This is a genomic window from Thermococcus sp. (genome assembly GCF_027063845.1).
Lineage (GTDB): Archaea > Methanobacteriota_B > Thermococci > Thermococcales > Thermococcaceae > Thermococcus.
In genome coordinates this window covers 19,304-42,433 of record NZ_JAMOQU010000072.1, presented here as the reverse complement: position 1 = coordinate 42,433, position 23,130 = coordinate 19,304, and the positions used below count along the sequence as shown (strand labels likewise).

26 protein-coding genes, 2 tRNA genes and 1 other RNA gene are annotated in these 23,130 nt (G+C 52.6%); 13 read left to right on the top strand and 16 right to left on the bottom strand.

Annotated features, from left to right (window positions below; genetic code table 11):
• Window positions 1-45 precede the first annotated feature (45 nt).
• From MVO87_RS05090 to MVO87_RS05070, 5 genes are all read left to right on the top strand, one after another.
• Entirely contained in the window at window positions 46-219 is a 174-nt protein-coding gene (locus tag MVO87_RS05090; protein WP_297552454.1) for a hypothetical protein, read from the top strand.
• Entirely contained in the window at window positions 216-1,832 is a 1,617-nt protein-coding gene (locus MVO87_RS05085) for a sodium/proline symporter (RefSeq protein WP_297552452.1), read from the top strand. Before MVO87_RS05090 ends, MVO87_RS05085 begins: the two co-directional genes overlap by 4 nt.
• Before the next feature lie 90 nt (window positions 1,833-1,922).
• The gene (locus MVO87_RS05080; RefSeq protein WP_297515829.1) at window positions 1,923-3,401 is read left to right on the top strand and encodes an FAD-dependent oxidoreductase; all 1,479 of its coding nucleotides are present in this window, start codon (window positions 1,923-1,925) and stop codon (window positions 3,399-3,401) included.
• A 2-nt stretch (window positions 3,402-3,403) separates the two neighbouring features.
• Window positions 3,404-4,564 (top strand): NAD(P)/FAD-dependent oxidoreductase, encoded by a 1,161-nt coding sequence (locus MVO87_RS05075; RefSeq protein WP_297552450.1) that lies wholly within the window; start codon window positions 3,404-3,406, stop codon window positions 4,562-4,564.
• A gap of 73 nt (window positions 4,565-4,637) precedes the next feature.
• Window positions 4,638-5,876: an MFS transporter gene (locus MVO87_RS05070; protein ID WP_297552449.1), complete on the top strand. Its 1,239-nt coding sequence runs from the start codon at window positions 4,638-4,640 to the stop codon at window positions 5,874-5,876.
• Here the strand turns inward: MVO87_RS05070 and MVO87_RS05065 are convergent.
• The 12 genes from MVO87_RS05065 to MVO87_RS05010 all read right to left on the bottom strand — a co-directional run bounded on the left by MVO87_RS05065 (window position 5,860) and on the right by MVO87_RS05010 (window position 15,808).
• Entirely contained in the window at window positions 5,860-6,396 is a 537-nt protein-coding gene (locus MVO87_RS05065; protein ID WP_297514416.1) for an RNA 2'-phosphotransferase, read from the bottom strand. The genes MVO87_RS05070 and MVO87_RS05065 overlap by 17 nt on opposite strands.
• A gap of 32 nt (window positions 6,397-6,428) precedes the next feature.
• On the bottom strand, window positions 6,429-7,187 hold the full coding sequence (locus MVO87_RS05060; protein ID WP_297514414.1) for a hypothetical protein: 759 nt from the start codon (window positions 7,185-7,187) through the stop codon (window positions 6,429-6,431).
• Between the two features lie 54 nt (window positions 7,188-7,241).
• Window positions 7,242-8,561, bottom strand: a complete 1,320-nt coding sequence (locus MVO87_RS05055) for an NAD(P)/FAD-dependent oxidoreductase (RefSeq protein ID WP_297514428.1) — start codon at window positions 8,559-8,561, stop codon at window positions 7,242-7,244.
• 60 nt (window positions 8,562-8,621) lie between these two features.
• Window positions 8,622-8,888 (bottom strand): type II toxin-antitoxin system RelE family toxin, encoded by a 267-nt coding sequence (locus MVO87_RS05050; protein ID WP_297514412.1) that lies wholly within the window; start codon window positions 8,886-8,888, stop codon window positions 8,622-8,624.
• Window positions 8,885-9,094, bottom strand: coding sequence for a hypothetical protein (locus tag MVO87_RS05045; RefSeq protein ID WP_297514409.1), 210 nt, complete (start codon window positions 9,092-9,094; stop codon window positions 8,885-8,887). The genes MVO87_RS05050 and MVO87_RS05045 overlap by 4 nt, the downstream gene beginning before the upstream one ends.
• A 45-nt stretch (window positions 9,095-9,139) precedes the next feature.
• A complete protein-coding gene (locus tag MVO87_RS05040; protein WP_297514406.1) occupies window positions 9,140-10,132 on the bottom strand; it encodes a potassium channel family protein in 993 nt (330 codons plus the stop codon).
• 85 nt (window positions 10,133-10,217) lie between these two features.
• On the bottom strand, window positions 10,218-11,375 hold the full coding sequence (locus MVO87_RS05035) for a pentapeptide repeat-containing protein (protein ID WP_297514403.1): 1,158 nt from the start codon (window positions 11,373-11,375) through the stop codon (window positions 10,218-10,220).
• A gap of 81 nt (window positions 11,376-11,456) precedes the next feature.
• Window positions 11,457-12,134 carry a UMP kinase gene (gene pyrH, locus MVO87_RS05030; protein ID WP_048150627.1) on the bottom strand — a complete coding sequence of 226 codons (678 nt, stop codon included), beginning with the start codon at window positions 12,132-12,134 and terminating at the stop codon, window positions 11,457-11,459.
• A gap of 90 nt (window positions 12,135-12,224) precedes the next feature.
• Window positions 12,225-13,391 carry an NAD(P)/FAD-dependent oxidoreductase gene (locus tag MVO87_RS05025; RefSeq protein ID WP_297552485.1) on the bottom strand — a complete coding sequence of 389 codons (1,167 nt, stop codon included), beginning with the start codon at window positions 13,389-13,391 and terminating at the stop codon, window positions 12,225-12,227.
• Window positions 13,384-13,656, bottom strand: coding sequence for a (2Fe-2S)-binding protein (locus tag MVO87_RS05020; protein ID WP_015857979.1), 273 nt, complete (start codon window positions 13,654-13,656; stop codon window positions 13,384-13,386). The genes MVO87_RS05025 and MVO87_RS05020 overlap by 8 nt, the downstream gene beginning before the upstream one ends.
• A gap of 207 nt (window positions 13,657-13,863) precedes the next feature.
• The gene (locus MVO87_RS05015) at window positions 13,864-14,370 is read right to left on the bottom strand and encodes a 4Fe-4S binding protein (protein WP_297552447.1); all 507 of its coding nucleotides are present in this window, start codon (window positions 14,368-14,370) and stop codon (window positions 13,864-13,866) included.
• The gene (locus MVO87_RS05010; protein ID WP_297552445.1) at window positions 14,363-15,808 is read right to left on the bottom strand and encodes an FAD-dependent oxidoreductase; all 1,446 of its coding nucleotides are present in this window, start codon (window positions 15,806-15,808) and stop codon (window positions 14,363-14,365) included. The genes MVO87_RS05015 and MVO87_RS05010 overlap by 8 nt, the downstream gene beginning before the upstream one ends.
• Before the next feature lie 123 nt (window positions 15,809-15,931).
• On the opposite strand from MVO87_RS05010, the gene ffs reads away from it, so the two are divergent.
• From ffs to relB, 8 genes are all read left to right on the top strand, one after another.
• An RNA gene (gene ffs, locus MVO87_RS05005) (signal recognition particle sRNA) lies at window positions 15,932-16,245 on the top strand.
• Between the two features lie 62 nt (window positions 16,246-16,307).
• Window positions 16,308-17,210 (top strand): dihydroorotate dehydrogenase, encoded by a 903-nt coding sequence (locus tag MVO87_RS05000; RefSeq protein WP_297552443.1) that lies wholly within the window; start codon window positions 16,308-16,310, stop codon window positions 17,208-17,210.
• 90 nt (window positions 17,211-17,300) lie between these two features.
• Window positions 17,301-17,537, top strand: a complete 237-nt coding sequence (locus MVO87_RS04995) for an AbrB/MazE/SpoVT family DNA-binding domain-containing protein (RefSeq protein WP_297516606.1) — start codon at window positions 17,301-17,303, stop codon at window positions 17,535-17,537.
• A complete protein-coding gene (locus MVO87_RS04990; protein WP_297516608.1) occupies window positions 17,525-17,935 on the top strand; it encodes a PIN domain-containing protein in 411 nt (136 codons plus the stop codon). Before MVO87_RS04995 ends, MVO87_RS04990 begins: the two co-directional genes overlap by 13 nt.
• Window positions 17,932-18,651 carry a 7-cyano-7-deazaguanine synthase QueC gene (queC, locus tag MVO87_RS04985; protein WP_297516610.1) on the top strand — a complete coding sequence of 240 codons (720 nt, stop codon included), beginning with the start codon at window positions 17,932-17,934 and terminating at the stop codon, window positions 18,649-18,651. The genes MVO87_RS04990 and queC overlap by 4 nt, the downstream gene beginning before the upstream one ends.
• 67 nt (window positions 18,652-18,718) lie before the next feature.
• Window positions 18,719-18,795 (top strand) — tRNA-Phe (locus MVO87_RS04980).
• Between the two features lie 8 nt (window positions 18,796-18,803).
• Window positions 18,804-18,881: transfer RNA gene (locus tag MVO87_RS04975), tRNA-Gly, on the top strand.
• 564 nt (window positions 18,882-19,445) lie between these two features.
• A complete protein-coding gene (relB, locus tag MVO87_RS04970) occupies window positions 19,446-20,177 on the top strand; it encodes a type II toxin-antitoxin system RelB family anti-toxin (protein ID WP_297516612.1) in 732 nt (243 codons plus the stop codon).
• Here the strand turns inward: relB and MVO87_RS04965 are convergent.
• From MVO87_RS04965 to MVO87_RS04950, 4 genes are all read right to left on the bottom strand, one after another.
• Window positions 20,174-20,956: a 4-phosphopantoate--beta-alanine ligase gene (locus MVO87_RS04965; protein WP_297516614.1), complete on the bottom strand. Its 783-nt coding sequence runs from the start codon at window positions 20,954-20,956 to the stop codon at window positions 20,174-20,176. The genes relB and MVO87_RS04965 overlap by 4 nt on opposite strands.
• 50 nt (window positions 20,957-21,006) lie before the next feature.
• Window positions 21,007-21,471 carry a hypothetical protein gene (locus MVO87_RS04960; RefSeq protein WP_297516616.1) on the bottom strand — a complete coding sequence of 155 codons (465 nt, stop codon included), beginning with the start codon at window positions 21,469-21,471 and terminating at the stop codon, window positions 21,007-21,009.
• A gap of 272 nt (window positions 21,472-21,743) precedes the next feature.
• The gene (locus tag MVO87_RS04955; RefSeq protein WP_297552441.1) at window positions 21,744-22,241 is read right to left on the bottom strand and encodes a hypothetical protein; all 498 of its coding nucleotides are present in this window, start codon (window positions 22,239-22,241) and stop codon (window positions 21,744-21,746) included.
• A 74-nt stretch (window positions 22,242-22,315) separates the two neighbouring features.
• Complete coding sequence (locus MVO87_RS04950; protein WP_297552439.1) at window positions 22,316-23,071, bottom strand: hypothetical protein; 756 nt, start codon at window positions 23,069-23,071, stop codon at window positions 22,316-22,318.
• Between the last annotated feature and the right edge of the window lie 59 nt (window positions 23,072-23,130).

The window sequence follows — 23,130 nt, the reverse complement described above, 5'->3', positions numbered from 1 at the left end:
ACAGTGCTGGTCATTGGCCAGCATACATATGCAGGAGGGTTCAATATGGGGCTCAGTGCCGGTGGATGGGCATTGCTACTGGTTCCAACCCTTTTGGGAATAGCAACGATGCTCCTCTATGGTTTTTGGGACAGAATAACCGGTGAGGAGTACTACGTTGACGACGACATTCTCGCCTACGACGAAGACCTGATTAGACAGCAGGAGGGAGGGAAATGAACACCGAGATACTGATTGGCTTCCTCTTCTACCTCGCGCTGCTGGCCTACATCGGCTGGTGGGCCAACAAGTACACCAAGACCGAGGACCAGTACTTCGTGGGTGGAAGAAAGGTTCATGTCCTGGCCGCTACACTCTCCGATAAGGCGAGCGACTTCAGTGGCTGGCTGATGCTCGGCTATCCGGGAAGCGCCTTCAAAGCCGGTCTCGGTGCATTCTGGGCTGCGGTGGGCTGTCTCTTTGGAACGCTCGCAGACTACGTGCTCATTGGACCAAGGCTGAGAATTTACGCCGGTAAATTCAGGGCGATAACCGTTCCGGACTACCTCGAGGCCAGGCTCAAGGACGACACAAAGATGATAAGAATCCTCAGCGCGCTGATAATCCTCATATTCATGACCGCTTACGTTGCCGCCCAGTTCACGGCCGGTGGAAAGACGTTTGCAGAGGGCTTTGGAATCAGCGACAACGCGGGAATAATTCTGACTGTGATAATCTTAACTGCCTACGTCATAACCGGCGGCTTCTTCGCGGTCGTCTGGACCGACGTCGTTCAGGCAATGTTCATGCTCCTGACTCTGATAATCGTTCCGTTCCTTGCACTCGCCAAAATAGGTGGTTTTGACAAGGCTACCCAGATAATAGCCCAGGCAGACCCGACCAAGCTCGACCCCTTCGGAGGAGCAACCGGCTGGGCCGCGATAATATTCGCCATCGGCTACGCCTCCTGGATAGTCGGTTACCTCGGCCAGCCACACATAGTTACGCGCTACATGAGTGTTGAGGACCCGAGGAAGCTCAGGAGGCCTGGAATCTTCATAAGCGGGACCTGGACAATAATTGTCCTCTGGGGTGCATTCTTCGCCGGATTCCTCGGCTTCGCGATGCACCAGGCTGGAATGCTCCAGGTCAGCGACCCTGAGAAGGTAATCCCCGCGATGGCCGTCGAGCTCATGCCTGGCTGGTTAGCTGGCTTCGTCATAGCTGGTATAATCTCGGCTGTCATGAGCACCGCCGACTCACAGCTTCTCGTCGCTTCCTCCGCCATAGCGAGGGACTTCTACCACAAGGTCCTCGGCAAGGAGGTCGGCAAGAAACAGATGGTCAACATATCGAGGGTTGTCGTTGCAGTTGTCGCCCTCGTCGGACTCTGGTTCGCGCTCACCGGCAACAAGGTCGTCTACGAGATGGTTGCGACCGCTTGGGGCGGTCTCGCGGTCGGCTTCGGCCCGATTCTCGTGCTGAGCCTCTGGTGGAAGCGCGTCACCAAGGAAGGCGCAATCGTCGGCATGGCCTATGGCCTTGTCAGCGAAGTCATTCTTGAGGCCAAGGTCTACGGCTGGGCCTTCAACCCGGACGCCCCCGGAATCTTCGGAACAATCGGCTCCTGGTTCAACGGCGTCCCTGTGTTCTTCATCAACTTCTTCATTACCCTGTTCATCATAATCGTCGTCAGCCTATTCACAAAGCCGCCAGAGGACGTTGTGAAGCTCCACGAGGAGCTCTTCAAGAAAGTTCCCATCGAGACCGGAAAGAAAAGCATCACCGAGACCAGGGCCAAGAGTCAGGTCGAGAACGTCGCCGACTTCCTCATCGAGCGCGGCCTCGCCTGATTCCTTTTTAACCATTTTTGGACAACCTAACGTTTATAAGCATCGGTGTATAAGGTCGAACGCTTGCCGTAAAATTTTCGGGGTGGGAGCATGAGACCGCTCGACCTAACTGAAAAGGACCCTTCTAAGAGAGTCACGATTTACTTTGAGGGGCAACCCCTTGAGGCATACGAGGGAGAAAAGGTTACCGTTGCCCTGCTCGCGAACGGCATATACTGGCTCACGACGAGCACGGGGGGAAGAAGGAGGGGCGCCTTCACCTTTGGCCCCGTCCCGATGGTCGTCAACGGCGTCAAGAACGTCAACGCGAGGAAAACCGCTGTAAAGGACGGCATGAGGCTCGAAAGGCAGGGCTACGACGATTTCCAGGAGAACGTGGAAATTGATGAAGGTAAGCCCGTTCTTCAGTACGTGGTTGACGTGGCCGTTATCGGCGCCGGTCCGGCTGGTCTCGGCGTCGTCAAGGAAATCGGCGGAAGGCTTACGACAGCGATAATCGAAGAGAGAGGCTGGCTCGGCGGAGACTTAAAGCTCAAGGGCGTCGAGCAGGAGGGCTTTGGAGACCCCAAAGAGGCCCTGAATGAGCTCTCTGATTTGCCCGAGAACACCCGCGTCTTCCTGAAGAGCGTCGCCATTGGGGTTTTTGACAAGGGTGAATACTTCCTTGTGCCGATAGTGAGGGGTGACCAGCTGATTGAAATTCTCGCCAAGCGCGTGGTTTTAGCTACCGGAGCGGTTGACAACATCATGCTCTTCGAGAACAACGACTACCCCGGCATCTTCAGGAGGAGCGACGCGCTCGAGGTTATGAACGTCTGGGGAGTGGCCCCGGGGAGAAAAGTTGCCGTCGTTGGAGCGTTTCCCGAGGAGATAACGGCCGAGCTCGACCGCTGGGGGATTGAGTACGTTGTCGTGCCCAATCCGAAGCGCGTTGAGGGCAACGAGAAGGTCGAGAGGCTCATAGATGCAAACGGTAACGTTTACGATGTTGATGCCGTCATCATGTCCGACGGCAGGAGGCCCGACATAAACCCCGTAACTCAGGCCGGCGGGAGGCTGTACTTCAAGCGCGGTTACTACAGGCCCGTAATTGACTCGAACCACAGAATCCGCGAGGGAATCTACGTTGCAGGCAGTGCGGTTTCAATAAAGCCCCACTACGCGAACTACCTCGAGGGAAGACTCGTCGGCGCTTACATCCTCAGGGAGTTCGGCTTTGAGGCCGAGCCGTGCGTCTACGAGGAGAGGCTCAAGAACTACGAGCCGATAGCCGTTCCAGTCCACAGGCTTCCGTTGGATGAGTTCAACGGCGAGGACGTTCACATCTGCGGCTGCGACGTGACGCTAAGAAAGGTCGACGACGTGGTGAAGTCCGGCATCACCGACCTCCAGATAATCAAAAGGCTGACCCACCTTGCGATGGGCTTCTGTCAGGGACGCTTCTGCCTCTTCAACGGTGCAGTGGTGGTCTCCCAGAGAACCGGAACGCCGATGGATAAACTTGACATTCCCGTCGCGAGACCGCCAATTAAGAACGTCAAGATGAAGGTTCCCGCGAGGAGGGATTGAAGATGCCGACGAAGGAACTCCCTGAGAGGAGCGAGATAACGATTATCGGTGGAGGAATAGTCGGCGTTACGATAGCGCACGAATTGGCCAAGCGCGGTGAGGAGGTTACGGTCATAGAGAAGCGTTTCATAGGTTCGGGCTCGACCTTCCGCTGCGGAACGGGCATAAGACAGCAGTTCAACGACGAGGCCAACGTCCAGGTTATGAAGCGCTCGGTCGAGCTGTGGAAGCGCTATAGTGAGGAGTACGATTTCCCCTTCGAACAGACGGGCTACCTCTTCCTGCTCTACGACGATGAGGAAGTGGAGACCTTCAAGCGCAACATCGCGATACAAAACCGCTTCGGCGTTCCGACGAGGCTCATAACGCCCGAGGAAGCCAAGGAGATAGTCCCGCTCCTCGACATCAGCGAGGTTATAGCGGCCTCGTGGAACCCCACGGACGGAAAGGCGAGCCCCTTCAAATCAACGGCAAAGTTCGCGATAAAGGCCGAGGAGTTTGGGGCCAAGCTCGTCGAGTATACCGAGGTCAAGGACTTCATCATCGAGAACGGCGAGATTAAGGGGCTGAAGACGAGTAGAGGGGTCATAAAAACGGGGATAGTGGTCAACGCGACCAACGCCTGGGCCAAGCTAATCAACGCGATGGCAGGGATAAGCGTGAGGATTCCAATAGAGCCCTACAAGCACCAGGCGGTAATAACTCAGCCAATAAAGAAGGGAACCATCAGGCCGATGGTCATCTCCTTCAAGTACGGGCATGCATACCTAACCCAGACCTCGCACGGCGGCGTCGTCGGTGGGGTCGGCTACGAGCTCGGGCCAACCTACGACCTCAATCCAACGTACGAGTTCCTCCGCGAGGTGAGCTACTACTTCACCAAGATTATCCCCGCTTTGAGGGAGCTCCTAATATTGAGAACCTGGGCCGGCTACTACGCCAAAACTCCCGACAGCAATCCAGCCATAGGAAAAATCGAGGAGCTGAGCGACTACTACATTGCCGCCGGCTTCAGCGGACACGGCTTCATGATGGCTCCAGCGGTGGCCGAGATGGTGGCGGACCTGATTACCAAGGGCAGAACCGACCTGCCGGTCGAGTGGTACGACCCGTACCGCTTCGAGCGCGGTGAACTCCGCGGGCAGGCTCTTCAGATGGGCTGATTGCCCATAATTTCCACCTTTTTCTTATCATTTCGACGGAAATTTTATAAGTCCCTCGCCGGTTCTTCCAGCGATGAGCAAGCGAGAACTCGTTGTCACCCAGGGAAAGCGCGAGAAAACGCTCAAGCTCAATAAGCTGAGGGTTAAGCGGAGGAACGTCGTAATCCTGGCAATAGCCATGTTCATAGCCAACGTCGCCTTTGGAATGGCCTTTCCATACCTTGGCGTCTACATGCGCCTCCTCGGCGCGAGCATGTTCATGGTCGGCCTTTTGAGCGTGGCCTTCAACCTGACCTCGACGGTCTTTCAGTACCCCTTCGGCTGGCTTTCCGACTCGACCGGCAACAGGAAGGGCTTCATAGCCTTCGGCGTGGCATCTATAGGCATCTTCTACGTTACGATGGCCTTCGTTAGCTCGGCAACCGGCGTTCTAATCCTCAGAACACTCCAGGGGATTTTCGGTTCGGCAATGACCCCTGCCCACTCCGCGCTGATTTCAGAGCTCTCCACGAGGGCGGGCTCGATATTCGGCCTCTTCAACTCAATTGAAAACGCCGGCTTCATGGTGGGCAACTTCCTCGGCTCCGCGATAGTCCGCTATTTCGGCATCAGGAAGCTCTTCCTGATTTCCGGCTTTCTCCTATTCGTCTCGGCTGGGATAGTCCTCCTAATCCGCGAGCGCCCGACGGGGAGGCGCTCCCTCCTCGGTATGATTCTCGTGCAGGAGGGTAGGGAGAGCTGGAGGGCAACCGTTAAGGGCTCGGCTTTCAAGAGGCTCATGCGCGGGCACCTTGGACTCTTCTACGTCACGGTCTTCCTCGTTATGATAGCGAGCGGGCAGTTCTACGGCGTTTCCTCCGTTTACTTCAAGGAGACCTTCGGCGAGTGGAGTGTTGGCGTAATCTTCGGCATCGAGAGCTTCGCCGCTGCTTTGACTGGCTACTTCCTAGGAAAGCTGATAGACAGGTATGGAGCCAAGAAGTTCTACCTGGTTGCGATAGCGGGCTACGGTTTAGCTTTCCTGCTCTACGCCCTCGTTAGAAACGTCTGGCTCGTCTTTGGAATAGCCTTCCTCTCAGGCGTCAAGTGGGTTCTGACAATAAACTCTACTTCAGCATACGTGGCGCAGAACGTCAGGGTGAGCGAGAGGGCCCAAGGGATGGGTTTGTTAAACGCCATGATGAGCCTCGGCTGGGTCGTCGGGCCTTTGATTGGGGGCTACCTCTCGGGGATAAGCTTCCAGCTGAACTTCATGAGCACGCTGGTTCCCCTCGGGCTGGCATTCGTTTTGGCCCTCAGACTGCCAGGGTGATGCACTCGGGCGGGACTCTCTCAACAATCCTCACGTTCTTTCCGGCTTTGTAGATTTTTAGTCCCTTCCTCCTCAGGCAGTCCGCATCTATGATTAGCAGAACCACGTCCCTCCCGTGCCTCCTGCCCGTTTCGATTGCTTCGCTCCTGCTCGTGCTGAGGTGGACGAACTGCCTCTTCATCGGCTTAAGGCCTTCGCGCATAATCCTCCCGAGGTTCCTCCTCGGCGTTCCGTGGTAGAGAACCCTTGATTCCGTGTCCTCCTCATGGTTCAAAGAGACTGGAAAGCTGTGGCCGTAGCGGGCGCGGATTTTTCCGCCTTTAATCTCGTAGCGCCCCTTGGAGTCCCTCTCAACTATCTCCCTAACGAGCTCCTCGGTAACGTCGGGATAGACGGTTTGAAGTGCCCTAACGAGCTCGTCCAGCGGGACGAAACCCTCTCTGTCAGGCCTCAGCCCGAACTCTCCCGGCGAGTGTCTGAGAATGTAGGCCATGAGCTTGCTTACCTTCACGCGGTTCATACCCACCCCCGAGAAAGAAAAGGAACGGTGCCTTAAGTCCCTTTCCCGGTTTTGATTTCTTGGAGCTCTATCCGTTCGACCGCGGTTACAATGTTAGTAATCCTCACGCCTCCCTGCTCTGAAACTGTTTTGAGGGTGTATCTAAAGACGACCTCAACGGGGTATCCTCCCCTGAACCTCAGAATCGCGGTTCCGTTAATGGCGACGTTTCCACTTCCCTCGATTCCGGGAACTTCGCCGAGCATCATTGTATTGGTGACGTTGTAGTAGAACTCCTGAGTGCCGTTCACGAAGTCCACCTTGAAGGGTTCAAGCTCCGTTAGATACCTTCTCACTACTTCAAGGACGTTGGTGGATTCCCAGAGCTTCTCAACGGCCTCTGGCTCGGTCAGGTTCTCGCCCCTGCCCGCGAACTCGAAGTAAGCGCTTTCGTTGGTCACAATGATTCTCGATTTAATAATTGATGAACCCACCGTGGCGGTGGAGTTTACCTCTGTCCTCCTGCTGGCAATGTCAACGTAGCCTACTTTACTGCCCTTTATCTCCATCGTCTGGTTTGCGTTTCCGATTATGACTACTGTAACGCCTGTTGTTTCCTCCCAGAACCTAAGAAACGTTATCCTTTCAAGATTCTGGAGGAGCTCTTCTTGGGTGTAGTTCCTTGGCTCTCCCGCGGGCAGGAGTGTGGTGGTTGGAGTTGGGGACGTTTTTGTCGGTCTTCCGCTTTCCCCCGAGATGCACCCCGAGGCAATGACAACGATTAAAAGGAGAACGATGAGGCGACGTTTCATTCAATCACCCAAAAAGGTTAGAAAAACTGACTTTAAAAAGTTGTTGAAATGGGCTCAGCGGAACTTCCTCAACGCCATCTCCCCGGCAACGGTAATCGGGTCTATCGTCGGGCTTATTGGCGGGGCGTAGGCGGTCTCAAGGTAAACTACGTCCTCAACGGTCGCACCCTTCTGAGCTAAAGCCGAGAGCGTCATTATCCTGCCCCAAACCCTCTCACCGCCGACTATCTGCGCGCCGACGAGCTTCCTGTCCGACTTCCTGAAAATCAGCTTCACAGTTATCGGCTTTCCGCCGGGGTAGTACTCGGGCTTCGTTGAGCCTTTGAACTTGCCGACCGCTACTTCGATTCCCTCTTTCTTCGCTCTTTCCTCCGTTATCCCAAAGGTCCCTATCTCAAGGCCGAAGAGCTCGGTTATGGCCGTGTTGAAGACGGGCCTGAAGGAGACATCCCTTCCTGCTATGTGCTCCGCTGCCACCTTCGCCATTCTAACCGCGCTCGTTCCAAGCTGGCTTAAGGTTCTCTTGCCCGTTACCGCATCTACAACCTCGGCGCAGTCGCCTATCGCGTAGATGTCCGGGTCGCTCGTCTGGAGGTGCTCGTTGACCACTATCCCGCGGTTCACCTCCAGCCCGGCTTCTTTGGCGAGGTCTGTGTTGGCCCTAACGCCTGTCGCAACGAGAACCAGCTCGGCCGGAACTTCCTCGTCGCCTATTCTAACCGCCTCGACGGGACTGCCGATTATCTCGCTAACCCCAACGCCGAAGCGGAAGGAGACGCCGTTCGCTTCCATCTCCTTCTGGACGAGCTTCGCGGTATCTTTGTCGAGCATCGTCGGCATTAGCCTGTCCATAAGCTCGACGACGAGAACCTCCATTCCGAGCCTCGCGAAGGCCTCAGCCCCCTCGAGGCCGATTAGACCCGCGCCGATGACGACTGCCCTCTTTGGCTTCCTATCGGTGATGTAAGCTTTAATCCTCCTCACGTCGTCGAGGCTCTTGAGGGTGAACACTCCCTCGTTCTCAACGCCCTTTATCGGCGGGATAAACGCTTTGGAACCAACTGCCAGAACGAGCTTGTCGTAGGGAACCTCTCCTTTGTCGGTGATTACGACTTTCCTCTCGCGGTCTATCGCCTTTGCTTCGGTGTTGAGCATGAGCTTTATCTTCTGCTTTTCGTAGAACTCGTTCGGGAAGACGATGACGTCCTCGGGCTTCTCTATCGTCCCGCTGATGACGTGGGGCAGGGCACAGGGTGAGTACTGCATGGTCTCCTCCTTCCCGATGACAACTATCTCCGCCTTCCTGTCGAGCTTCCTCATGAAGAGGGCGAAGTTGCTTCCTGCCGTTCCAGAACCGATAACGACGATTTTCATCAGCACCACCAGCTTGAGAAGGGAGAGGAGGTATAAAAAGTTGGCTTTAACCTTAGGTTGTCAGCGATAGGCCCTTTCGCGGGGTTCGACCTTCAAAATAACAATGGTGTCTTCATCCCAGCGGACTGTGTAAAGAACCCTGTAATTGCCAAGTCTAACTCGGTAAGCCCTCTCAGAACCACGCATCTTTTTGACGTCAAAGCTCTCAACTGGGACGGGGTTGATTTTCAGCGTCTCGACGAGTTCCGCAAAACGCTTTAAATGAGCTGGGGGAAGACTTCGTATTCCCTTCTCAGCCCTTTTACCGATGATTACCTTAAAACTCATAAGCCGAGCTCCCTCTTCAGTTCTTCCCAGTCCTTTCCGTCTTCAAGTGCTTCCTTTTCGAGGGCTTCTATCTCCCCCGGGCTTTCCCCCTCTTCCTCTTCAACTAACTTTGCCTTGAGCATCAGAAGGGCTTTCTCCATCTCGTCAAGTCGCTTCTTCATCTCGCGGATATCGTAGAGGAGAACGTTTATTGGGTCTGCTTCCATGCTCTCACCACTTCTGAATACGCGGAAGAATATAAAAGGGTTGAGTCAGCGCATCCACTTCCTCGCTATCACCGCGACGATGAGTGCCATGAAGACGGCTCCGGTTAAGGCTTCAAGGGCGCTTAAAGCCTTGAGCCAACCGGTAGGGTGCATGTCGCCGTAGCCAAGGGTTGTGAAGGTGACTAGGGAGTAGTAGAGGGCGTTGAGGAATGTTCCGAACCAACTTCCGTACGGTTGCTGTTCGGTAATTCCTATAGGCGTATTGTTTAGGAGTATCCTAGCGGGAGCTAGTACCTGCCACTTTGAGGAGATGAAGTGACTGCTAACATATTGATGACCAACAAATAGAGCATATAGTAGTAATGTGGTAATTGTAACTCGGATTTTCATATCAACTGGCGGTTTTATTAATTGTTTAAGAGACACAACATCTTCAAATTTTCCTGAATAGGCCAAATGACCGAAATACGATATTATGCCTAAAGTCAGAAATATTCCAATGTTTAACCACCAAGGTATTCTATCCCAGCTGTAACTCACTATAGTGAGCCAATATATGATGCCAAATATTCCAATAGTTAATATAACATTCCAAAATATTCTTTGTCCACTAGTCCCATATTCCGATGATAAGTCCCCAAAGAGCCATTCAAATAAGTTTAGTATCTTTATCCAAAGTTGCTCTAATTTTCCTCTTGACTCTGCTTCAGCAAGTCTTAGCTTTCTTTTAGTACGCATCTCGAAAATAAACATGATATCCGCCTCTTCTCTTCTTCCTTCTTTTTCAAAACTGATTCTCTGAATACGAGCTGCTTCTGGAATGGCAGTTGGAATTTTAAATATCCTATTAAATTGTTGGTTTAGATTTGAAAGTAAATCTCTCGTAGACTTCGTTGATTGTGGAGGTGAAATCAGTTTAACTATATTAACTGAGGTATATGAAAAATCAATGTCTCCTCCGAACTTATACTCGTAGTTCAGTGTATTTACATCCACCCCCGCAGGAACCTTTTTAGAAATGTCTTCTTTGTCCTGCATTTCAGAAAAATCTACTACCTGATTAAATGCAACCTCCCGAAAGATAGCATCCTTATTGAAAAAGACCTTTCTAAAATCTGCTCTACTACCAAATACACTCTTTTAAAAGCTTTGATCTCTTTAGGAATATCGCTTTCGGAAACTCTGCGATGCTCTCAAAAAATGTTGATTCAAATTTAGCATCCCCTACAAATACTGCATTATGAAACTCAACTGGCGCTCTAAATTTTGTTTCCCTGAATCGAGCTTCATCATGAAACGTTGCATTATTAAAGCTCGCTCCCCTCTCAAAGACAGCAAAGTTAAAGACAACTCTTCCAAATTCAGCACCTATAAACATAGCCGTTTCTTTGAAAACTGAATGGTCAAAATTCGTACTTAGTGTCTCGAAATATGGATGTGGATCTTTGATATCTAGTTTAATAATAAATGGCATATACGTCTGGAATTTGGTGAAGTATCCTGTAACAGTACCATTAAACTTACATTGATGACATTCCAATCCATAAACAAAACAGGCGTTGTTATAACGTACATAGTCGTGGAATACTGACTGGGAGAAGTCAATGATAACAGAGGAAAACACGCTTTCAAAAGAAACACTTTTCATAAATTCTGCTTTAAATGTCCTCTTGTAGTATTCGCCTCCCTGTGTCAAATCAGGTCTGAGAAACTGAAGTCTGGTATTATCAAGACGATATAACTTGCCAATAAACTTAGTATTATCAAACTTTGCTGTTTCATTGAAAATCACATCTACAAAAGAGAAATATTCAAAAATACTGTTATCAAAATATGCCCTCCCCTTGAATGATGTTTTAATAAAATACACCTCACTAAAATGCGCCCCTGAAAAGGAGACTCTTTTCTTGAAAATAGTTTCGTTGAAAGATGTGCGATACTTGGAGGATCCATTAAACTTGGAATCACAAAAATCAGCCCTTCCCTCAAATATTGCTTTATCAAATAGTGCCATACTTTCAAATACAACATTTTCAAAAGTGAATTCTTTCCCAGTCTTGGTTTTTGAAGGAATCTCTGGAAAAACAAACCCCTTTGCATCTATTGGTCCTGCAAAGACCCACCCTTCGTTCCAAGGGAGTTTATACCCAAAGAACTTCAACACAAACTTATTGTAAAACTCTCTCGCCTCTTCCTCATTCTTGGTTGGCTTATGGAAAATACAGTACTCTTGGTCGGCCGTTTCAGGGTCGCAGTTCTCAAAATGTGCCATCTTGCACATGGTCGCATATTACTCGTCCTGAATATAAAAGCTTTTTGGCTTAGCAAAGATTATTCAGCAACCAAAATCAAAAGAAAGGCTTCAAGGCTCCACCACGGTCCCGCTGTGCTTTCCTCTGACCACGTCGAAGAGATGATAGGCGTCCTTCTTGCCGACAATGTACGTCCTTATCCGCCCACGCTGGATGAACTTCGCCGCCAATGCATCGACGACACCGCTTCCGCCGGCTTTGCTCTCGGCCTCCATTGCAATCTCGACGAGCTGTTCAGGGGTTATCCTGTCGAGCTTCTTCGCGTTTGGATTCTTCCTCGGGTCGGAGTCGTAGACTCCATCAACGTTGGTTACGACGACCAGAAGGTCGGCCTGAAGGTACTCGGCGAGGAGAGCCGAGACCGCGTCTGTCGTGTGGCCGGGATGGGTTCCGCCCATTATTGGTATCTTCTTGAGCTGGATGACCTCCCACGCCTTGCGAAAGTCCTGAATGACGAAGGGATACGCTTTCTCGCCGAGCGCCGCTATCAGGAGCATTGCGTTCGCTCTCGTGATGTGGATTCCTATGTAGTCCTTGAAGGTCTCGTTGGGCGTGAAGGTCTTCGCGGCCTTGATGTACTTGCGCGCTACCTTTCCACCGCCGACTACCACCGCCACCTCGTGGTCCTCGCTTATCTTGATGAGTTCGTACGCTATCGCCTTGATGAACTCGACGTCCGGGTCTTCGGGAACGAGAACAGAGCCACCTATATCGAAGACGATTCTCATGACGACCCTCACGGTGCTAATCGGCTCGATTTATAACCTTTTTCTTGACGGAGGGATGTTAAAGAACAAGCAAAAAAAGTAAGGAACGGCTTACCCAATCTGGAACGCCGAGCTTCTCAGCTCACCGCGCTCGAAGCGGTACGGGTCGTACCACTCCCAATCGAGGGGAACCTTCGAGCGGCCCTTCGAGATTAGCTCGGCCATGGCCTGGGCAACGGCCGGCGCCATCATGAAGCCGTGGCCAGAGAAGCCCGCCGCGATGTAGAAGTTGTCCAAGAGCTTCCCGATTGCAGGGTTGCTGTCGGGAGTTTTGGCGTAGTAGCCGGCCCACTGCCTTACAACGTGAGCGTAGCGGAGCGGAGGGGCGATTCTCACAGCGTATCGGAGAACCCCGCGCAGGAAGTCGTAGGTCGGCTCAACGTCGTCCAAACTCTTCGCCTCGTGCTCTATTCCTGCACCGCAGATGATTCCGCCGTCCTCGCCGTCCTGGATTATGTAGGCGTCGTTCCAGCTCGGCGGGCACACTAAAGGCTCTGCCTGCCCCCTCTCAAGCGGTTCGGTCTTGACGAGCTGGTGCTTGTAGGCCTTAATCGGGACAAGGTCACGCTTTAAGCCCGCCATCCCGTTGATTAGAGGCGCCCAGGCATTGCAGGCGTTTAGAACTGCGTCAACCTTAACGCGCTCAACCTTCCCTTTGCTCCTGAACTTGACCGCTGTTATGGTGTCCCCCTCGCGCTCAAGTCCAACGACCTCTGTGTGCTCGCGCGCGTCAACGCCAAGCTCCCTCGCCCTCCGCAGATAGGCGAAGAGCGTCTTGAAGGGGTTCGCCTTGGCGTCCTTTGGGTTCCACGCTCCCGCCAAAAACGGCTCGGTGTTGAGGATTGGCACTATTTCCTTCCCCTCGTCCATATCAATGAGCCTAGTCGGAACGCCGAATTTGTTCTGGAGCTTTATGTTGGCCTTGAACGCCTCGACCTCGTCCTCACTCGTCGCTAAAAACAGGTAACCCGTCTGGTTGAAGCCTATATCCGCCCCAAGCTCTTCCTCAAGTCTCTCCCACCGCTCGACGGAGTACTTCATTAACCTGATGTTCGCCTCGTCCGTGAACTGGGCGCGTATTCCCGTGGCACAGCGGAAGGTCGAGCCCGAGCCGAAGTAGTTCTTCTCGAAGAGAACCACCTCCTCGCCGAGCTTCGCCAGCTCGTAGGCCGTTGCGACTCCTATTATTCCGCCACCGATGATGGCTATTTTACTCATCGGCACCACCCACGATGACCTCAACGCGGACGGGCCGAACCGGAACCCTCGCCTTCGGGGGCGCGATTTCCTCCGGCTTCTTCCCTGTCTTCCTCGCGAGGATTGAGATTACGATTGGAATGCACGTCCTCCCCTGGCACGGTCCCATGCCGACGCGGAGGAGCCTTTTGATTTCCTCGATGTCCGTAACGCCGGAATCGATGAGCGCTTCGATTTCCTCTACGGTAACGTCGTTGCACCGGCATACAATCGTCTTTCCCGCCATATCATCCCCTCCGTTCGGCCCTTTCTGAGGAAAGCGCTGGCGGAAAAGCTTTTACTCTCAAACTCGCTCTGGCGTGAGTGAGAGCGTAACTCAAAGCCTCTCCTTGAGCCTTCGCACGTGGAATGCGCCCTTCGGGCGCGGTAAGACTGCGAACTGCCCTAAAAGCCTCGCTTTTCAACCGCTCTCCTGTCTGAATGTGTCGGATTTTCATTCTCTCACTACCTTAACTGCCCTGACATCCCACGCCAGCTCTATAGGCACCTCGACCGTGATAATTGGCGTGTCACCCTTCGTTTTCTCCCTCGGGACAACTGTGATTACTTTCCCCTTGCCAACGGGCTCGCCGACCCTGTTGAGCAGAACTACCTCTTCTCCGCGCTCCGGAATCGGAAGGAGCTCGTGGGGCATCGTAATCCTCGCCTTATCGCCGACGTAGTGCACCATAAAGAAGGCCAGACCCGGGCAAATCTGGACACAGAGGGAGCAGCCGATGCACTTGTCGTAGTCGACTATTGGCAGGTCGTTCGGGGTGGGCATGTTTATAGCGCCCGTCGGACATATCTCCCTGCACGGGGCGCACGGTATCTCCTGCGGGCACTCAGGAACTGCGACGGGCCTCTCTCTAAGCCTCTCCTCGCTCGGCTTCGGAATTATTGAGAAGAGTTCCTCCGGGGTTATGTATCCCCTCTGAAGGTAAGAGGGGATTTCACTCACCGGCGACACCTCCGAGAAGAGCCTTCCTAATCCCCTCGGCCACGCGTCTTCCGAAGGGACCGGAGCGGAACTCGTCGAGGTCACGCTGGGCCTTCTCTATCTCCTCAACCCAGCTCTCGTCCGCTATTCCGAGCCTGAGAGCTGCGGCTATGCCCGCTATCTTCCCCTCGAGCATCGCGGTGGTTGCCTCCTCTATTCCGGCGGAATCCCCCGCCACGAAGATTCCCCTGACTGTTGTCTCCATCCACCCGTCGCGAACTGCCACGTGGCCACCGAGCTCGCGGACGAACTTTATCTGACAGCCGGCCTGGTGGAGCAGTTCGATGCTGGGCCTCAGGCCAACGGCGAGTGCTATGACGTCAACCTCGAAGGTCTTCTCTGTTCCCGTAATCGGCATCCAGTTCTCGTCGAGCTGGGCCACAACGGCCCTCTCGACCTTTTCCCTTCCTTCGGCCCGGAGGATGGTGTGCCTCGTGAGTATCGGAACTCCAAGCCTTCTGACCTTCGCCGCGTGGACGAAGTAGCCTCCAACTTTGGGCATGGCCTCAACTATCGCCTTCACCTCGACGCCCGCCTGAATGAGCTGGTAGGCGAGGATAAGCCCAACGTTTCCAGCCCCAACGATGAGAACCCTATCGCCGGGCTTGACGCCGTAGGTGTTCATGAGCGTCTGGATTGCACCAGCGCCGTAAACCCCGGGCAAATCGTTGTTTTCGAAGGGAATCATCCTCTCCATCGCGCCGGTGGCGACGATAACTGCCCTTCCCCTGAACTCTATCAGCTCGCGCTCCTTTCTGACGGCCAAGACAAGCTTCTCTTCGCCCTCCTGAAAGATGCCGACGGCAGAGGTTTCGAGAAAAACCTCAGCGTTCTCGCTCTTCCTCAACTCCTTCTCAAGGATTTTCGCTATCTCAACCCCTCTGACTCCCGCGAACTGTTCCCTCTTTCCGAAGAACTTGTGGGTCTGCTTGACAAGCTGGCCGCCGAGCCTAGGGTTCTCGTCTATGAGGACGACTTTTGCTCCGGCGCGTGAAGCATGAATCGCCGCCATCAACCCCGCAGGACCGCCGCCTATGACGATGATATCGGCCTTAACTACCTTCGCATCCTTGAATTCCGGCGGCTTGGCCTTAGTTGGGAGCCTGGACCTTCCGTGCTGGCGCTCTATCCTCATGCCGTCCTCGACCAGAGTTATGCAGGAGCGAACGTTTGGGATTCCATTGACGACCATCAGGCAGGAGGAGCACTTGCCGATGGCGCAGAAGAGCCCCCTCGGACGCTTTTTGTTTGGAGAATAGTTGAGGACCCTAATCCCCGCGGCGTGTAAAGCTGTGGCTATCGTCTCGCCTTCGTATGCCTTTATCGGTTGTCCCTCGAAGTATATCGTGACCTCCCTACCGCGTTCAAACCTGAGAACAGGATGTTCATTTAGGCGCATTAAACGTCACCTATGCATTGATGCTCAGCTTTGTTTATGAAAATTTTTCAATCCGATGGTGGGCAACCTTTGGTTTTCCCGCCTACCAAAGCTTTATATATCGGGCTCAAAAACTAACGTTGGCGGCGGGCTAGGCCGGGGGGTTCGGCGTCCCCTGTAACCGGAAACCGCCGATATGCCGGGGCCGAAGCCCGGGGGGCGGTTCCCAAAACCGCGCCCCGAAGCCGGGGTATAACGATGAGCCCTCGTCCCGGGGGGCCGGCGGTGGGCGAGGTCCGGCTGGAGGGCCGGGCTAACGCCCTTTGCCCGCCGAACCCCGCCAGGCCCGGAAGGGAGCAGCGGTAGGCGGGACGTTCGGCGCTCCCGGGGTAGCGGGGGTGAGGGAGCCCCGGTGGAGGGGCGCGGCGGAGGGTTCCCACCCCCGGGCGCGCCCGCCGCCACTTAAATTCTGACAAAAACCTTAATAGCAAACCGCTCCTTTTGCCTTTGAGGTGTCAAGATGGCGAGCCTTGAGGTTGAGCTCTTCGGGATAAGGTTCGAGAACCCGCTTATTCTCGCATCGGGAATCAACGACAAGGTTCCGGAGCAGTGGATTCGAGCGCACGAGGAAGGTGCTGGAGGAGTCGTTACGAAATCAATCGGAATCGAGCCGAGGAAGGGCTACGACAACCCCACCATAGTTGAACTTCCCTGTGGTTTGATAAACGCGATGGGTCTGCCGAACCCGGGCTGGAAGGGCTTCCTCGAGATGGTTGAGGGCTACACCTTTGACTTTCCGCTGATAGTCTCAATCTTTGGCGGAACGCCCGAGGAGTTTGCCTTCTTAGCTGAAAAGCTGAGCGACGTGGCAGATGCCTTCGAGCTGAACCTCAGCTGCCCCCACGCCAAAGGTTATGGCATGGAAATCGGCCAGAACCCGGAGAACGTCTACGAGGTGGTGAAAGCCGTCAAGGACGCCACCGATAAGCCGGTTATCGCGAAACTAACGCCGAACATAGACGATATTACAAAGCTCGGTCTGGCGGCGGAGAAAGCCGGTGCAGATGCAGTCTCGGCGATAAACACGCTGAAGGCGATAGCCATTGACATCTACGCAAGGAAACCAATCCTCAGCAACCGTGTCGGCGGATACTCGGGGCCCGGCGTTAAGCCTGTCGCGCTTAGAGCGGTTTACGACCTCGCGAAGGTTCTTGACATTCCAGTGATAGGCATCGGCGGAATAACCATGTGGCAGGACGCCGTTGAGTTCCTCCTCGCTGGTGCATCGGCGCTTCAGATTGGGACGGCGGTCTCGCTCAGGGGCTGGAAGGTCTTCAGGGAAATCAACGAGGGCATCGAAGCCTACCTCGAAAGCGAGGGCTTTTCGAGCGTGGAGGAGATAGTTGGTCTTGCCCTTGAGTGAAGTTTTATTTCTGCATTCTGTTTTGTCCCTACTCCTTCTGGCCAGAAGAGCTTTATAGGAGGAAATTCTACTATACTATGGTGAACTACTATGCCGGTAACGAAGGTGACGCGGAACTACCAGATAACGATTCCGGCCGAGATTAGAAAAGCTTTGGGCATAAAGCAGGGTGAATACCTCACCGTCGAGCTGAGGGGGGACGAGATAGTCATAAGAAAAGCCGAGATGGAGTGGCCGAGCATTGACCTCGGCAGGGATTTCACGCCCGAGGAAATCGAGGAAAACACCGAAAAGATGCTCAAGGAGGCGTCCAGATGGGAGGGGTAGCGGTAGTTGATACGAACGTGCTCCTTTACTCCGTTAACAGGAGCTCCGAGAGATACGAAGAGGCGAGGGGCATTATAAATTCTCTGGACAGAATCGTCTTGCCGACAATCGTGGTGTACGAATTTGTGTGGAACCTTGCCGTCGCGGGGATCTCTGCTCAGGAAGCCGAAAGAACGCTCTCCAAAATCCTCCTTAACGAAAGGGTTGCCCTCGTGGACGACAGGAGGTACCTACTATCGGCCTTCGAGCTCTTTGGAAACCTCGGTCTCAAGCACTACAACGACTCTGTAATCCTCGCTATGGCCAAGGAAGTCGGAACCCTCGCGAGCTACGACAAAAAGCTTAGAAACCGTGCAAGGGAAGTTGGAATTAAACTGCTTCCGGAGGAGTTGGAATGAAGCGCGCGGTGGTGCTGTTTTCGGGAGGGCTTGACAGCACGGCCTGCCTATACTGGGCAAGGAAGCACTACGACGAGGTTATGATGCTCGTCATCAACTACGGGAGCAACGAGGAGCGCGTTACGAACAGAGTTGCGGAGTTCTTCTCGAAGGAACTGAACGTCCCGCTGAAGATAGTTCGCCTCGACTTCCTCGAGGAGTTCTCAAAGCTTCGCGGAACGACGCTCGTTGGAGGAGAGACTCCAAGGGTGAGCGCCGAGGAGCTTGAGGACGAGAACGTTGCCCAGGAAACCGCAAAGAGCGTGTGGGTTCCAGCGAGGAACCTCGTTCTCATAAGCGTTGCCGCTTCTCTCCTCGATGCCCTTGGAGGCGGGGACATAGTGGTGGGCTTTAACGCAGAGGAAGGGACAACCTTTCCGGACAACACGCCCGAGTTCGTTGAGAAGATGAACGAGGCTCTAAAATACGGGACTATGGCCGAGGTTAAGGTTGTTGCCCCGCTCATAGACCTCGACAAGAGGGGCATAGCGAAGCTCCTCAAGGAGCTGGACGCGAAATACGAGTACTCCAACTCCTGCTACATGCCGAAGGGCTTCACAGAGGACGGAAAGCCTATACATTGCGGTCAGTGCGAGAGCTGTGTCAGGAGGCACCGCGGTCTCATTGAGGGCATAGGAGAGGACAGAACCGTTTACGCCGTCGAGCCGAAGATTTGATGTGCATACATGTTCATTCGCCACCGCAAGATTTATAAATCTCTTCCTTTCCCTTATCTTTGGGCGTGGGGCGGTAGCTCAGCCTGGGAGAGCGCCGGACTGAAGATCCGGGTGTCGGGGGTTCAAATCCCCCTCGCCCCACCACTTTCTGTGCGGTGGTAGTCTAGCCTGGTCTAGGACACCGGCCTTCCAAGCCGGTGACCCGGGTTCAAATCCCGGCCACCGCACCACACAAACTTCGCCTGCGCGAAGTTTGACCAAGGCTCGTGATTCTTGTCTAAAAGGTAATTCTAAGGAGTTTGCACTCTCAAAAGACAGTGCTCTCAAAGAATTCCCTTCAAAAGGAGCCACTCTAAAGGTGTTTCTCTAAGAAGCGCTCCTTCGGAGCGCGGGAAAATGTAAACCCGCGTGAGAAAGCTTCCAAAATTTAGGAATTCGCCACACTACAAGAGCCCATTAAAAGCGCAAACACTCTCAAAACACCCCCATTAAAAGAATCACGAACTTTGATGAAACTTTGCTAAGCAAAGTTTCTTCGGTCAAGCTTTTTCCAAAAGCTTGTTCGTGAGTGTTTCACTCTGAAGAGGGTCCGAAGGGCGTCAAAGAAAAATAGACTCCTTTGAATATGCTGTTTAAGAGTGTTCCCCTTTGGAAAGCGTGATTTTACGAGCAAAATCTCCTCAATTCGAGCCAGTAGATAAGAGCTACGAGCTTTGGTAAAGCTTGCCTAAAAACCGGAGTGGGGTTTCAGCAATTGCCGAAAGGCTTATAATCTATTACGAGTAGTAACGGGCATGCTGGAGAAAGAGAAGGAAGCGCTCGCTAAGAGGATTGCGGGTGAGATAACGCTCTCCTCTGACCCCGGGAAAACAATGAGAAAATGGCGCGAAATCTTTGGAATCAGCCAGACCGAGCTTGCTGAATACCTCGGCGTCTCTTCCTCGGTCATCAGCGATTACGAGGGTGGAAGGAGAAAGAGCCCCGGCGCCTCAACTATAAGGAAGTTTGTGGAGGCCCTTCTTGAAATCGACGAGAGGCGCGGTGGCAACGTCATAAGGGCCTTCAGCAAGACCATCGAAGGGGAGCTCCCCACGAGTGCGATACTCGACATAAGGGAGTTCGCGGTTCCGGTGAAGATTTCAGACGTCGTTGAGGCCGTCCGTGGCGAGGTCGTGGCGAATCCACACCTCATCGAGCGGAGAATCTACGGCTATACCGTCGTTGACAGCATAAGGGCAATCCTTGAGATGAGCAGTGAGGAGTTCCTCAAGCTCTACGGCTGGACTACCGAGAGGGCCCTGGTTTTCACGAAGGTGACCACAGGGAGGAGCCCCATGATAGCAGTCCGAGTCCAGGGGTTGAAGCCGGCCGTCATAGTCCTTCACGGGGTCAAGAGGCTCGATGAGCTCGCTGTTAAACTGGCCGAGCGTGAAAGGGTTCCTCTCGTGGTTTCCAAGGCCTCAAGCGAGTCAGAACTCATAGCCAACTTGAGAAAGCTCGTTGAAAAAACGGAGAGGGAACTTTAAAGCTCCTTCCTTCTCCAGATTCCTTCTTCGGCGAGCTCAGTTAGTCTGTTCCTTATGTGGAGCAGGACGTCGCTCAGCGTTTTCCCGTTGTCATAGGACTCAACTATCTTCCTGAGCTTTTCCCTTGGGAGGTTCCGCATCTCCTTTGCCAGCTCAACCATTCTCGGGTATGCACGGACTATGTTGTCAACTATCGTTATATCAGCCATCCTCGCGGAGCGTGAGAGGGGGTTCAGGTCAACCGTAACCACGAACTTGCCCATCTTCACGAGCGCTTCCGTCCTGTCGCCGTCCTCGAGCGGGACGAGAACGACGTCGGCCCTCCAGATGCCATTTTCGTCGACCTTCCCGCGCTCGTGCTCAAGGCCGGGAATCCTCTTCGTCGGGTTTATCCCGAGTATTTCGATGTTCGGGTCGTACTTCCGGAGCTCCCGCTCTATGGCTCTAACGCGCTCCTCCGTTCTGTAGAAGAGGTTTATCTCAAGCTTCGCGTTGAGGGCCTTCGCCAGCTCAATCGTCTCCTTTGGAACGAGCGCCGCGACGTTACCGTTCACCGAGATTACGGGCCACTCCGCGAGCAGGAACTTGGCAACCGCTGCCCTTATGGCTCTTTCCGCTGGCTCTATCGTTTTCTCACCGATGAGGTAGTCAAAGGCCTCCCCGCGCCCGTGGGCGATTAGACCGGCTTTGGCCGTCATTCCCTTCTCCATGCCCTCGATGATTTTCTCGCGGTAGTAGAGGCTCCAGTAGCGTGGATGGCTCTTGGGAATCTTCACCATTTTGACCACCCGTGGAAGGTAAAATGTAGGCGTAAATAACTGTTTCCCGATTACCACTCCCTTTTTCTAGAACCCAAGAACAGGCCCCTTCTCAGGTAGTCCATGAACTCGCTGTTGAGAAAAGTCTTGGTGAACTCCATCGTCTCTTCCGGCGAGAGCCATTCGACGTCCTCGGGAACTCCTTCAACCCAGAGATAGACGAGCTCATCCCCCTTCCTCGCTATGAGCAGGGTGAAGATTTTAACGCCGAGTTCCTGTGCGAGCTTAACTTCCCTTCCAACGAGGGACGTGAACTTCCCGAGGGGGGCGACGGCAACGAAGTATTCAGCATCCCTAATCCTGTCGCTCGTGTCCCTCAGGCCATATTTCGAGGGCACGAGGATGTTGTTGGAGTTCAGTTTTTCTTTGATAATTTCAACGATTGCCCTCTCGGTTCTGGTGTGGTAGAGGAAGGTGGGCTCGCTCAGGTAAACGAAGGGCCCGTAGGTTTTCTTCCTCTTCAAAAAGCCCAGCATTGGACCACCTCGGGTGGGGATAATGTCATCATCTCGAGATCAGGAGGGATGACACTCCTCATCGGTTCGCAACCCAAACCTCCCCTCTCAAGCCTCCTTTCGGCCAAAGGAGCATTTTCAGCGGAGTGGGTGTCATCGGTTAAAGGGGCCCTGTCATCCCACCCCTTTAAACTTACCCAAGAAAGAAGGGGTTAAAAGGTTTTACCATCCAAAAACAGCTAAGAAAAAAGAGTCAATTAGCCGTCATCGGTTAATAAAAATACTCAAAACCTTTAACCTTCAAGTTTCTTCTTTAGATTTTCCTTAACTTCTGGCTGGCTAATCTCAGCCATTGCCGAAAGAATTTCAAAGCTAAGTTGATTTCTTTCATGAGCATCAAAAAGGTTAACATTACTTAACAAAACTTCCATAGCGGCTCCTGGGAAGCCCCTTTCAATCAAATGTTCGATTATCTTGGTGATAGCCTCTTCCAGAAGGTTAGATGAAAGTTCACTAACGATCTCATTGGCTGTATTTTTAAAGAGTTCTTCAATGTTAGTTTTATCACTGTTAACCCTGGCATTTTTGAACTTCCTAAGGATGTCGATGACAAGAGGCTGGTTTTCCTTGTTTAACGCTTCTAGTATTGCCAAGCTTGCTAGTATTATGTCTGAATATGTGTATGAGACATTAGAAATCTGATTCAGCTTTTTCTTCTCAAAATTTAGGATTTTGTATGCATCTAATGTGAGCCTAATGGTTTTTGTATCTACGTTTTCCATAAGATCCACCAAATTAGCAGTCTCAAGACGCTGTTATAAATTTTGTCAGTCGGTTCACAATAAATTAGAGAAAAATAAAACGATCAATTTGTGATAACGATGTATTCTTCATCTATACAATCGATCACACTCTCAGTAAAAACAATAGCCTTTCCCAATCCAGGAATTACTTGATTTAGTAGATCTTCGATTATATTATCTCTTACTGTGTCAGATGCAACCTTCTTGATGCATTCCCAGCTCAGTTTTAAAACAGGCTTCTTGTTATTGGCCCATTGTCTTCCCTTAGATATTACAGCCTTAAATCTGGGCTTTCCCTTCCTGATCATATTGTTAACAGGTTCAAGAAAATGTAATTCTCCCTTGAGCTTCAATGAAACTCCCAATGCTAGGGTGTTTGTTAACAGAGTGTCTACTCTCTGAATACGTCCATAAGAGTATCCGGACCAGTCTATTATGAAATACAAGTTATGTCTACTATGAATCTCTCCAAATTCATTACGTAGGTTTGAGCCAGCTATATCAAAGATTCTCCTTAGTGAAGGTAATCTCTCGAATATATAATCAAAAATCTCTAATATCCTCTGAGTACATGTCTCGATGTTCTCCTCAGAGCATGTTTCAAAGATTCTCCATATTTCGCGAAGGTCATCTCCAATAGTCCAACTTATTTCTCCTAACGCTCTAGGAGAAAGTTCCCACCTTATTACTCTATACACTTCGTCAATGAACACTCTTGGATCTACACCCACAGTACTCTCTTTTTCTGGGTTTGCGAGCTCCCATAGGTCTTCTTTAATCTTTTTTGGGTCTATACACCATCTTTCTGGGTTCTCCATGATATTCCCTCCACATGTTTTGTCATCAAAATTCTATTGATAATGCTATTTTTAACTAT

Coding starts and splice junctions, on each gene's coding strand:
- MVO87_RS05090 (WP_297552454.1), top strand. CDS start 46: ATGGGGCTCAGTGCCGGTGGATGGGCATTGCTACTGGTTCCAACCCTT.
- MVO87_RS05085 (WP_297552452.1), top strand. CDS start 216: ATGAACACCGAGATACTGATTGGCTTCCTCTTCTACCTCGCGCTGCTG.
- MVO87_RS05080 (WP_297515829.1), top strand. CDS start 1,923: ATGAGACCGCTCGACCTAACTGAAAAGGACCCTTCTAAGAGAGTCACG.
- MVO87_RS05075 (WP_297552450.1), top strand. CDS start 3,404: ATGCCGACGAAGGAACTCCCTGAGAGGAGCGAGATAACGATTATCGGT.
- MVO87_RS05070 (WP_297552449.1), top strand. CDS start 4,638: ATGAGCAAGCGAGAACTCGTTGTCACCCAGGGAAAGCGCGAGAAAACG.
- MVO87_RS05065 (WP_297514416.1), bottom strand. CDS start 6,396: ATGAACCGCGTGAAGGTAAGCAAGCTCATGGCCTACATTCTCAGACAC.
- MVO87_RS05060 (WP_297514414.1), bottom strand. CDS start 7,187: ATGAAACGTCGCCTCATCGTTCTCCTTTTAATCGTTGTCATTGCCTCG.
- MVO87_RS05055 (WP_297514428.1), bottom strand. CDS start 8,561: ATGAAAATCGTCGTTATCGGTTCTGGAACGGCAGGAAGCAACTTCGCC.
- MVO87_RS05050 (WP_297514412.1), bottom strand. CDS start 8,888: ATGAGTTTTAAGGTAATCATCGGTAAAAGGGCTGAGAAGGGAATACGA.
- MVO87_RS05045 (WP_297514409.1), bottom strand. CDS start 9,094: ATGGAAGCAGACCCAATAAACGTTCTCCTCTACGATATCCGCGAGATG.
- MVO87_RS05040 (WP_297514406.1), bottom strand. CDS start 10,132: ATGCAGGACAAAGAAGACATTTCTAAAAAGGTTCCTGCGGGGGTGGAT.
- MVO87_RS05035 (WP_297514403.1), bottom strand. CDS start 11,375: ATGTGCAAGATGGCACATTTTGAGAACTGCGACCCTGAAACGGCCGAC.
- pyrH (WP_048150627.1), bottom strand. CDS start 12,134: ATGAGAATCGTCTTCGATATAGGTGGCTCTGTTCTCGTTCCCGAAGAC.
- MVO87_RS05025 (WP_297552485.1), bottom strand. CDS start 13,391: ATGAGTAAAATAGCCATCATCGGTGGCGGAATAATAGGAGTCGCAACG.
- MVO87_RS05020 (WP_015857979.1), bottom strand. CDS start 13,656: ATGGCGGGAAAGACGATTGTATGCCGGTGCAACGACGTTACCGTAGAG.
- MVO87_RS05010 (WP_297552445.1), bottom strand. CDS start 15,808: ATGCGCCTAAATGAACATCCTGTTCTCAGGTTTGAACGCGGTAGGGAG.
- MVO87_RS05000 (WP_297552443.1), top strand. CDS start 16,308: ATGGCGAGCCTTGAGGTTGAGCTCTTCGGGATAAGGTTCGAGAACCCG.
- MVO87_RS04995 (WP_297516606.1), top strand. CDS start 17,301: ATGCCGGTAACGAAGGTGACGCGGAACTACCAGATAACGATTCCGGCC.
- MVO87_RS04990 (WP_297516608.1), top strand. CDS start 17,525: ATGGGAGGGGTAGCGGTAGTTGATACGAACGTGCTCCTTTACTCCGTT.
- queC (WP_297516610.1), top strand. CDS start 17,932: ATGAAGCGCGCGGTGGTGCTGTTTTCGGGAGGGCTTGACAGCACGGCC.
- relB (WP_297516612.1), top strand. CDS start 19,446: ATGCTGGAGAAAGAGAAGGAAGCGCTCGCTAAGAGGATTGCGGGTGAG.
- MVO87_RS04965 (WP_297516614.1), bottom strand. CDS start 20,956: ATGGTGAAGATTCCCAAGAGCCATCCACGCTACTGGAGCCTCTACTAC.
- MVO87_RS04960 (WP_297516616.1), bottom strand. CDS start 21,471: ATGCTGGGCTTTTTGAAGAGGAAGAAAACCTACGGGCCCTTCGTTTAC.
- MVO87_RS04950 (WP_297552439.1), bottom strand. CDS start 23,071: ATGGAGAACCCAGAAAGATGGTGTATAGACCCAAAAAAGATTAAAGAA.